This window comes from Novosphingobium sp. Chol11 (assembly GCF_945870625.1).
Taxonomy (GTDB): Bacteria; Pseudomonadota; Alphaproteobacteria; order Sphingomonadales; family Sphingomonadaceae; genus Novosphingobium.
The window spans coordinates 1-10,610 of record NZ_CAMBTS010000108.1; the positions used below are offsets into that span (position 1 = coordinate 1).

Consider the following 10,610-nt stretch of genomic DNA (forward strand, 5'->3'; position numbering starts at 1 on the left):
GGACCGACGCGGGGCAGGCGCATCTGTTTGATCCCCAATATCCGGCGCATACATTGCTGCACGGCGCGGGGCGCTATGGGCTCCAGTGCCTCACCAACCTTGATCAGTTGCCGCCCACAGGGGCGCTCATTTTTGCCGCCCCGCTCAAGATTGTGGGCGGCTCGGGCTCGCCGCTGCGCGTCCTGGCGCTCATCGATGGCTGAGCGCTCGTTTGCCCGAGAGGTGGAGCGGCTGCGGCTGGGGCAGGGCGATGTGTTTCATGGGGAGGGCATCCTTGCCGTTACCAAGGCGCTGCTGCAATCTGGGGTCAGCTATGTCGGCGGCTATCAGGGATCGCCGATCAGCCATTTGATGGACGTCTTTGCCGACGCCGATCCGTTGCTGCGCGAGCTTGGGATCCATTTTGAACAATCCGCTTCTGAAGCCACGGCGGCGGCGATGCTGGCCGCGAGCGTCAATTATCCGCTGCGCGGCGCGGTAACGTGGAAATCGACGGTGGGCACCAACGTTGCCTCCGATGCCCTCGCCAATGTCGCCAGCGGCGGCGTAAAGGGCGGCGCGCTGGTGATCGTGGGCGAGGATTATGGCGAAGGCTCGTCGATCATGCAGGAGCGCAGCCATGCTTTTGCGATGAAATCGCAAATCTGGCTGCTCGATCCGCGTCCGAACCTTGCGCATATCGTCGATATGGTCGAGCACGGTTTTTGCCTGAGCGAGGCTTCCAATACCCCGGTGATGCTCGAACTGCGCATCCGCGCCTGCCACATGACCGGGCGGTTTGCCGCCAAGGACAACGTGCGCCCGGCGTTTACTTTGCGCGATGCGATGAATGCGCCGGTGCGCGATACCGACCGGATTGTGCTGCCCCCGGCCAATTTCCTGCACGAGCACGAAAAGATCGAGCGGCGCTGGCCCGCTGCTATCGACTATATTACCGCCCACAAGCTCAATGAGCGTTTCGGACCGGACGAGGGCGAACTGGGCATCATCGTTCAGGGCGGCATGTTCAACACGCTGGCGCGCGCGATGGAGATGGCGGGGCTCGGCGACGGGATCGGCGGGCTGGACCTGCCGACACTGGTGCTGAACGTTACCTATCCGCTGGTGCCCGCCGAAATCGTGCAATTCTGCGCAGGCAAGCGCGCGGTGCTGATTGTCGAGGAAGGCCAGCCGGCGTTTATGGAAGATGCCATCGCCGCCGCGCTGCGCCGCGCCGATGTGAATACCGCGATTGTGGGCAAGGGCACGTTCCCGCTGGCGGGCGAATACACCGGTGCGGTGATCAGGGCGGGGCTAGAGGCGTTTCTAGCGGAGCATGGCGGGCGCGCGGCCCCTGCGCCGCCCGCGCCGCCTGCGCTCTCGATGGCGCACGTCCCCGCGCGCCCGGCGGGCTTTTGCACTGGCTGCCCGGAGCGGCCGGTGTTCACCGCAATGAAGCTGCTGATGCGCGAGCTGGGCCCGTTCCATGTGAGCTGCGACATCGGCTGCCATCTCTTTTCGATCTTGCCGCCGTTCAACATCGGCAACACCACGATGGGTTATGGCCTTGGCTTTGCAGGCGCAGCGGCATTCAATGTCGCCGATGCAAAGCGCACGATTAGTGTGATGGGCGATGGCGGGTTCTGGCACAATGGCCTGACCAGCGGGGTCGGCAATGCGGTGTTCAACAAGTCTGACAACGTCCTGGTGATCGTCGACAATGGCTATTCTGCTGCAACCGGCGGACAGGACATCCTCTCCTCGAAAAACGCGCCCGCCACCCGCAGCGGGCATCACCGGATCGAGGATGCGGTGCGCGGCGTGGGTGTGGAATGGGTCCGCACGGTTGAGACCTACCGGATCAAGCAGTTCAAGGCCGCGCTCAAAGAGGCGCTGACCACGCGCGAATCGGGCCCCAAGGTTATCATCGCGGTGGGTGAATGCATGCTCAATCGCCAACGCCGCGAAAAGCCCCTGTTTGCCGCTGCCGTCAAACAGGGGGAGCGCCGGGTACGCGCGCGCTTCGGCGTCGATCCCGATGTCTGCACCGGCGATCATAGCTGCATACGGCTCTCGGGCTGTCCGACACTGACGGTTGCGCCCAATCCCGATCCGCTGCGCGAGGACCCGGTTGCTGCGGTGGCGCAGGATTGCGTTGGCTGCGGCGTTTGCGGCGAAATCGCCCATGCCGCGATCCTCTGCCCCAGCTTTTACCGCGCCGATCTGATCCACAATGCGGGGCCATGGGAGCGCCGCTGGGCGAAGGTGCAAACGCAGGTTACGGGGACGCTGCAACGCTGGAGCGACAAGCGACGGCTGGCGCGGCTGGCATGACACGGCCTCTGCGCCTTTCGATCCATGCGCTGGGCGGGCAGGGCGGGGGTGTGCTGGCCGACTGGATTGCCGACACCGCAGAACATGCCGGTTGGTGGACCCAGGCGACCAGTGTGCCGGGCGTGGCGCAGCGGACCGGCGCGACGGTCTATTACATCGAGATAGCCCCGCCCGGGCCGGAGCCGATCTTTGCCCTGATGCCGTCCCCCGGCGATGTCGATGTCGTGCTGGCTTCCGAACTGATGGAGGCAGGCCGCGCCGTGGCGCGCGGGCTGGTGACGCCCGGTCGCACCACGCTGATCGCCTCGTCTCACCGCATCTTTGCGATTGGCGAGAAATCGGCGATGGGCGATGGCGCGTTTTCCGCAAGCGCAGTGCTGGAAGGGTGCATCGCCTCGGCCAAGCGGCTGGTGCTGGCCGATCTCGATGCTTTGGCGGCGGCGCACGGCTCGATCATTTCGGCCACTTTGCTCGGCGCGCTGGCTGGATCAGGGGTGATGCCCTTTGCGCGTCAGGATTATGAGGCGGCGATTGCCCGCGCCGGAGTGGGCGTCAAGACCAGCCTTGCGGCGTTTGGCGCTGGGTTTGATCTGGCTGCCGCTTCGCCGCCGCCCGCGATTGCCGCGCCGCGCCGCGCAGTGGCTGTGCCAGAAGGCGCTGCTCTTCCCGCGCTGGCCGAACGGATCGCAAGCCTGCCCGAGGCGGCGCAGGCTTTCGCCCGGCTCGGGGCCGAACGGCTGACCGACTATCAGGACAAGGCGCATACGGCGCGGTATCTGGAGCGGGTCGAGGCCGTGGCGCAGGCCGAGCGCGCGCTGGGCGGGGAGGGAGCTCTGGCCGCCGCTACCGCGCGCCATCTCGCTTTGTGGATGAGTTATGAGGATGTGATCCGCGTGGCCGATCTCAAGACCCGCGCCTCCCGCACCGCGCGGGTCGCGGGCGAAGTGCGCGCTGGGCAGGATGTGCTGGCGCGCACAACCGAATTCATGCACCCGCGCTTTGAGGAAGTGATCGACATGCTTCCCGCCGGGCTTGCCCAGCGCCTCCAGAACAGCGCGCGCCTGCGCCGCTGGCTGACTCCGCTGATCGACCGCGACCGGCAGGTCACGACATCAAGCCTCAGCGGCTTTCTCCTGCTATGGGGCATTGCGCGGCTGCGGCGCTGGCGGCCGCTATCGTTGCGGTTCAAGGTAGAGGAAGCGCGGATCGAAGCGTGGCTGGCCAGCGCGGTAAGCGCCGCACGCGGCGATCTGGCGTTGGGGATCGAGGTCATCCGATTGCAGCGCCTTGTGCGCGGCTATTCAGACACGCATGCGCGCGGTCTCGCCAATTTCGCCGCGATCATGCGCGAGCTGCCGGCACTGGCCCAGCGCGGCGACGGCGCTGAGCGGCTTGCGGCGCTGCACCGCGCGGCGCTGGCAGATGACGAGTCGCGCGCGTTGACTGCCGCGCTTGCTGCCTTAGCGGAGGAGGCTCCTGCGGTCGCGGCAGCAAGCGCTGAGCCCCGCCCAGCGGCATTGGCAGCTGCAGAATGAGCGCCGCAACGCTGGGTCGGCGCGGGCTGATCAAGGCGGGCGCGCTGACCATTGCGTGCATGGTGGCAGGACGGCTCGTGCGGGTATCACCAGCCGAGGCCCATGCGATGGCCGCAGTGCCGCAGGTCCTCTCGCCGATGGAGGCCGAAACGCTGGGCCATCTTTGCGAGACCATGGTGCCGGGCGCGCGCGCCGCTGGTATCGCTGAGTATGTTGACAGCCAGCTTGCCGCCGATCCCTCAGAGAGCCTGCTGATCGCGCGGTACTTCGGTGTGCTGCCGCCGTTCCGTGATTTTTATGCGGCTGGTTTTGCCGGCCTCGACGCGGCGGCAAAGGCGGCGCATGAGAAGCCATTTGCCGCGCTTGCCGCTGACCCCGCGCTCACGCTGGCTGCATCGCTTTTGGCCGGGGCCCCGTCGGGCTGGACCGGGCCTCCTGCGCGGCTGTTCTATCTGGCGCTGCGCGGGGACGCGGTCGATGTCGTGTATGGCACGCAGGCCGGGTTCGAGATGCTCGGGGTGCCATATATGGAGCACATTCTTCCGCCGAGGCGCTGGTGAGCAAGCACGCGAACCACGAAGTCGATGTCGTCATCGTCGGCGCGGGCGCGGCGGGCAGCGTGCACGCGGCGGTGCTGGCCGCCGCCGGACGCTCTGTTGTGGTGCTCGAAGGCGGACCGCCGCGCAAGCTAGGCGATCTTTACAGCTCGCAGCTTTGGGCCCGGCGGTTGAAGTGGACCGCGCCTGCCGCGAGCGACGTGGGCGCAGACGGGGCCGGGGTCAGCTTCAATGGCGGCCATGGCTATGGCGGCGCGGCGATCCACCATTATGCGGTTTGGCCGCGCCTTCATCCGGCCGATTTCCGAATGGCGAGCGAGCACGGGCGTGGTCTTGACTGGCCGATCGGCTACGAGACGCTGCGCCCGTTTTACGACCGTGTGCAGGCCGATGTTGGCGTGGCTGGCGACGCCGCGCAGGAAAAGTGGCGACCACCCGGCGCAGCTTATCCGCTTCCCCCGGTTCCGGCTTTTGCGCAAGGGCAGGCCATCGCGCGCGGCTTTGAGGCGCGCGGGCTGAACACAGCGCCGCTGCCCATGGCGATCCTGACGCAGGAGTATCAAGGCCGCCCGGCGTGCCTGATGGATGGCTGGTGCGATGCGGGCTGCCCGACCGGCGCGCTTGCCAATCCGCTGGTGACATACATCCCACGGGCATTGCAGGCGGGAGCGGAGTTTCGCGCCGATGCACATGTCACCCGCGTGCTGATGGACGGCGCAGGAGCCCGCGCCATCGGGGTGGAATATGTTGGCGCAGGCGGCGTGCGCCATATCCAGCGTGCACGCGCGGTCGTTATCGCTGCCTTTGCCATCGAAACGCCGCGCATCCTGTTCAATTCGGCGACTGACAAACATGCCGGCGGCCTTGGTAATGCCAGTGGCCTGCTCGGTGCGTATCTGATGGCGCATCCCTCGATCAGCGTGTTCGGGATGTTTGATCAGGACATGCAGAATTATCTCGGCCCGACCGGCGGCCAACTGCTCAATCAGGATCATTTCGCCAAAGATGCAACGCCCGGCGCGCTGGGCAGCCGCCAGTGGATGATTGCGCAGGCGCTGAAGCCCAACGATCTGCTGGGCATCGCGATGAGCCGCCCCGATATCATCGGCCCCGCGCTCGATCAGTTCATGCGCAAAGCCGCGCGCGGGCTGGGCAATATGGTGGCACTGTGCGAGCCTTTGCCCGATGCGGCAAACCGCGTTTCGCTTGGCGCTGCGCGCGATGCGCACGGCCTGCCCTTGGCGCAGATAACCCACCGTTATGGCAACGACGCGAAGACATTGATTGCGGCGGCGGCAGACGAAGGCGCAGCGATCATGAAGGCGGCAGGGGCAAGCGAGAACTGGCGCTCGCCGATTGCAGGACAACATCTCATGGGCGGCTGCATCATGGGCGCGGATCCGGCCCGCTCGGTCACCGATTCGCTCGGCCGCCTGCACGACGTTCCCAATCTGATCGTGGCCGGCCCCAGCCTGTTTCCCACTGCCTCTGCCGTGAACCCGACATTCACCGTCCACGCGCTGGCGCTGCGATCAGCCGAGTCGCTGGTGCGCGATTGGGCGCAGTTCGGCTGAATCTTGGCCGCTTGCTGATCGCGAAGCCAATACCGGCTAGGCGAGCAGCGAGGTTGCCGATAAAGCTTGCCCATGACCGTGAACGCGCGCTGGGAGCGCGCCAATCCTGCTTCGCCCGGTTTCCGGCTGGAAGAGTCGCCGTTCTATTGGCTCACGCAGGCTTCGGGCCGATATCTGTTGCAGATGGAGCGGAACCTGAAGGCGATTGGCATGGATGTGCCGCGCTGGCGGGTCTTGATGATTCTGGCGGAAGACGAGCCCGCCGCCGTGTCGGTTCTATCTGAACGCAGCGTGGTGAAACTCGCCACCATGACACGGATCGTGCAGCGGATGGTGGCCGATGGATTGGTGGCCACCGAAATCAGCGAGACCGATGGCCGCGTGACGCATGTGCGCATGACCGATGCAGGCCGCGCCGCGCTTGAAAAAGTGCGCGCCGAAGGAAGCCGCGTGTTCTCTGCGACTTTCCCTGACACGCGCGCCCAAGATGTCGACGTGCTCGTCGGCCAGCTCAGGCGTCTGTTTGACCAGCTTGATGCATTGCCATTTCCTGCTGCCAATGGCTCTAGAGCTCGCGAGGGTTAGGCAAACCGCAATCCCACTCGGCCTGCTTTCAATAGAACACTTTGCGCAAACTGATGCGGACGGTTCGTCCAATGGGATCAAGATAGGCAGGTTGGAACGTAAAGGGTGTGCGGCCATCGCCATCGGTAACCTTCTGGCGCGCATCGAACAGGTTGGCGACGGACAGAGTCACCCGCGTCCCGCGGAGCCACGGATGCGCGCGGATCAGGTTGGGCTGCACGCCGAGGTTGGCGAAAAGCCGTAGGTCGATGGTTCCAAGGTCGGCAAAGTTCAGCCGGTCTTGGGGCATTCCTGTCGCGCCATTGATCCGGGTGGCGCTGCGCCAATTTGCCTCAAGCCGCGCGCCAAAGCCATTCCGAGAAAGTCCCGCCTGCACCTCGATCTCATGGCGCGGCTGCCCGCCGTTGCTGCCGGTGGCATCTCCATTCAGCAGATCAAGCACCGGCAGACCAGGCCGGATGAGCGCAGAATTCTTCAAGTTCCAGGTGTGATAAATGGCAAACTGCAAGCGGCCCCCACCCCCGCCAAAGCCGCCGCCCCCGCCGCCGCCTCTGCCGAATCCGCCGCTCGGCGCCCGCTCGCCCCCGCTTCGTGGCGCCCCGCCACCACCGAACATTCTGCGCGCATCGCTGGGGGCAATTTGCCGTGATTTGATCGGCTTGGAAAAATTGATGCCCCAGCGCACGGACTCATCTTCTGTCCGGGCGAAGTTGACCGGACGTGTATCGATCTGCGTCAGAATTCCATCAGAGTTGCGCGCAAAGCGGTCTGCAAAGGCGGCTTGAACGGCGCTAGTCGCCAACGGGAAGCTGGCTATTGCGTTATCGGTGCGCCGCCGCTGATAAGTCGCAGTCAGGGTCAGATCGGAGCCTCGTAGCAGCTTCCAATTGCCTTCAGCCTTGAAGCTATGCGCCGTGGCCGCGAGCAAGCCCGCATTCCCGCCACTGATCTGCGAAACCAGCACCGAGGTGACGCTGGCAAAATCGAACGCAGGCACGGCAAGGTTTGTAATCAGCGGATTGCCAAGCTGCTGCACGGTCGGTGCCTGATCGTCGTCTGTCACCGAAAGGACAAAGCTCAACGGTTCTGCCGGGGCCCAGACCAGCCCATAACCCCGGGTGGTCAGCATGCCGAAGCCCGAGATTTGTTGTGCGGCGAAATTGCCGTTGAGCGAGAGATCGCCAATCGCGGCCAGAATGCCTCTGCGGCGGCTGGTGATCGGCACATCCAGGTTGATCTGGCCGCTGACGATATTGCGCGACAGTGCCGCTCTGCTCTGGATGCCAAGCCGGTCGGCGCTGTTGTCGAACGTGCTCAGCTGCCCGCCAATTCTCATGCTGCTGACAACTTCGCCGGCCGGCATCTTGAACGCAGAGCCGGTGACCAGCAAATCCACCGCGCCGCTGTTCGAAATTGCGCTGGCGCGGTCCAGTGGACGGCGGAGCAGCAGCGCGGGGGGCAACAAGCCATAAGGATTGACCGCCGGATCGTTCACATCCAGCGCGGCCTGCAAGGCTGCGGGATCCAGCCCGGCATCGCTTTGCGTGCGCAGCGCGCTGTAATCGTAGCTTGCGGTCAAATTCCAGCGCCATTTGCGTGCGCTGCTGGAAAAGGTCATGCCCAAATGACCCTTGAGCCCCTGACTGTCTTGAGTCAGCGGCGCGACCCCCGGTACAAAGCCCGAGAGCGTCATCGGCGTCGATTCCTGCGCAAACGGATTGTCCGGCGGTACTATCAGCAAAAGCCGCGGCAACCCGCGCAGCGCCGCCGATTCGGTATGTTCAATCGTGCCATTGATGGTTGCGGCCACGTCATCGAAGATGGTCTGATTGAACACGACATTGGCCGATGCGTTCGTGGTTGCGGGGGTAAGCGTTCGGCTCTGCGTGAGGCTGGTGATCTGCCTGTCAGGATCGAACGGGCTGGCCGGCGCAGGGTTGATGATATCGCGCCCGCTTTCCAGCAACGCGCCGCGCTGGCTGGCTTTGAGGTTCACCGTAAAGCGGCTGTCCTTTTGAATGCGGAGCAGATTGGCCTCGCCTTGCGGGTTGTTCGCGCCGCCGCGCGTCGGCTGAATATCGGAGAATTCGCCGGTCACCGCCCGGAAGCGTTGGCGCAGCACGATGTTGACCACTCGCTGCCCCGCTGCGTAGCCATATTTGAGCGCGACTTCTTCGGGCAGGATATCGACGCGCGCGATGGCTTCGGTCGGCACGTCGCGGATTTCGGCAAAGCTGGAAATCCGCTGACCAGCGAGCAGGACGACCGGCGGGCCGCTGTTTGTGCCGTGCACCTGCGGTGCCAGAGCGGTGAGCAATTCGGCGATCGAACTGACCCCATAGGCCCGAATGTCGGCCGCTCTGAGTTGCAGTTCAGGCTTGATGTTGCCTGCCACCACGCCGCGCTCGCGCTGCCCGACCACGACGATTTCAGGTTCTTCGTCAACGGTCTCGGATGGCGCAGCAGCGGTCAACGGAGCAGTTGCCGGTCCGCTTGGCGAAGATGGCTGCGCAGCCAGGATCGAGGGCGTCCCGATTGCCAGAATAACCGCAAGCGCCGAGGAATTGATCGAGTTGGGGCCGCGGTTCATGATCAGTAAGCCTAAAAATCAGAAGCAGGCATAAGCGCTGTATCTCTTGCGGCCCCCCCGCTTCGGCCATGGAGGCTTCAGAATTTATGGCAGGTGAACTGTGCATTCAAACGCGAGCGTTGCCGTTTGACTTGCACCAATGAGATGCTGATCGGTGCCGTGGTTGCGTGCGTCGAACGCAAGGTCTGTCGGGTTTGCGGGCACGGCGCGACCAGATCGATAACTATTTCGGGGCGGCGCTGAGCGAACCTTTTGCCATGGCGAGCACAAATAAAAGGGGGCCGGATCGCTCCAGCCCCCAAATCGAGTAGATTCGGCAAATTGCCGAAAGTTACATGCCCGAACCCGGACCATACGTGATTTCCACGCGGCGGTTCTGGAGTTCACGAACGCCGTCAGCTGTCGGAACGCGTGGGTTGCTTTCACCGAACGCCTGGCTGGTGATCGCGCTAGACGGAATGCCATGCTCGGTCAGGTACGATGTGACTGCAGCGTTGCGGCGCTGCGACAGTCCCTGGTTGTACTTCACCGCGCCCGAACGGTCCGCATAGCCAGCAAGCATGATCGGAACGCTGGCGCAATTGCCATATGCGGTGACCGCGTTATCCAAAATCGCCGATGCCTCTGCTGTGATAAGCGACTTATCCCAGTCGAAGAATACGATGTAGGGACCCTTGTTGCAAACCGGCGCAGGCGGCGGCGGCGGCGGGGGTGGCGGCGGGGCAGGAGGGGGCGGCGGCGGCGGCGGGGGAGCCGGCATCGGCTCAGCACCACCAAAGTTGTAGGCCAGTGTGCCCATAAACGAATGCGAACGCCACCGGGTGTTCAGCGTTTGACCCAAGTTGGGGCCATTGCCAATCAAAGCAAGGCTCGCGGCATTGAAGTAACGGTACTTCAGGCCCACGTCCCAGTGCTTGTTAATCGGGGTCCGGATGCCGTAAAACAGCTGCCATGCGAACTTGGTATCCGAGTCGTTCACGCCGAAGGGCAACGAAGTCAACGAATACTTGACGTTGGCAACACCAATACCGCCACCAACAAACCCTTGGAAGCCGTCGTCCGGGCCAAAATCAAGCAAGCCATTGATCATGTAGCTGAGCGCTTGTGCCCCGCCGTTCAAGCCATAGCCGGTTGCGTTTGACACTCTGTGCAGCTGCGCGCGGCGATAGCTCAGTTCGGTTTCGAGGCGGAAGCCACCGAAGTCGTAACCGATGATGCCGCCGAAATCATAACCAAGCCTGGAGTCAAGCTTCGTTGCATTGTTGGCGCCACCAACTGTCAACGTCGAGTCTTCCAGTATCATCGAGCCGGCATCAACTTCAACATACCAAGCATCATTTCGAGCAAACGCTGGAGTTGCCAGCGCCGTTGTCGCCAAAGCGAGGCCCAAGACCAAATTCCGCATAGTTAAATCCCCTTTAGCGAAATCGCAGAAAGTATGTGGGAGCCTTTAACG

7 protein-coding genes and 1 pseudogene are annotated in these 10,610 nt (G+C 64.0%); 6 read left to right on the forward strand and 2 right to left on the reverse strand.

The features are described 5' to 3' along the window. The 6 genes and pseudogenes from Q0O40_RS13675 to Q0O40_RS13700 all read left to right on the forward strand — a co-directional run. A pseudogene (locus Q0O40_RS13675) lies at nt 1–203 on the forward strand (cyclase family protein); the annotation flags it as partial. Then, entirely contained in the window at nt 196–2,313 is a 2,118-nt protein-coding gene (locus Q0O40_RS13680) for an indolepyruvate ferredoxin oxidoreductase subunit alpha (protein WP_295530925.1), read from the forward strand. The pseudogene Q0O40_RS13675 and the gene Q0O40_RS13680, both read left to right, overlap by 8 nt. Further along, nucleotides 2,310–3,848: an indolepyruvate oxidoreductase subunit beta family protein gene (locus Q0O40_RS13685; RefSeq protein WP_295530928.1), complete on the forward strand. Its 1,539-nt coding sequence runs from the start codon at nt 2,310–2,312 to the stop codon at nt 3,846–3,848. The genes Q0O40_RS13680 and Q0O40_RS13685 overlap by 4 nt, the downstream gene beginning before the upstream one ends. Then, nucleotides 3,845–4,408, forward strand: coding sequence for a gluconate 2-dehydrogenase subunit 3 family protein (locus tag Q0O40_RS13690; protein WP_295530931.1), 564 nt, complete (start codon nt 3,845–3,847; stop codon nt 4,406–4,408). The genes Q0O40_RS13685 and Q0O40_RS13690 overlap by 4 nt, the downstream gene beginning before the upstream one ends. Then, nucleotides 4,405–5,979, forward strand: coding sequence for a GMC family oxidoreductase (locus Q0O40_RS13695; RefSeq protein ID WP_295530934.1), 1,575 nt, complete (start codon nt 4,405–4,407; stop codon nt 5,977–5,979). The genes Q0O40_RS13690 and Q0O40_RS13695 overlap by 4 nt, the downstream gene beginning before the upstream one ends. 72 nt (nt 5,980–6,051) lie before the next feature. Continuing rightward, nucleotides 6,052–6,564 carry a MarR family transcriptional regulator gene (locus tag Q0O40_RS13700; protein WP_295530937.1) on the forward strand — a complete coding sequence of 171 codons (513 nt, stop codon included), beginning with the start codon at nt 6,052–6,054 and terminating at the stop codon, nt 6,562–6,564. A 28-nt stretch (nt 6,565–6,592) separates the two neighbouring features. Here the strand turns inward: Q0O40_RS13700 and Q0O40_RS13705 are convergent, their stop codons facing one another. Continuing rightward, the gene (locus tag Q0O40_RS13705) at nt 6,593–9,154 is read right to left on the reverse strand and encodes a TonB-dependent receptor (RefSeq protein ID WP_295530940.1); all 2,562 of its coding nucleotides are present in this window, start codon (nt 9,152–9,154) and stop codon (nt 6,593–6,595) included. 331 nt (nt 9,155–9,485) lie between these two features. Further along, nucleotides 9,486–10,559, reverse strand: a complete 1,074-nt coding sequence (locus tag Q0O40_RS13710) for an OmpA family protein (protein ID WP_295530943.1) — start codon at nt 10,557–10,559, stop codon at nt 9,486–9,488. Nucleotides 10,560–10,610 lie beyond the last annotated feature (51 nt).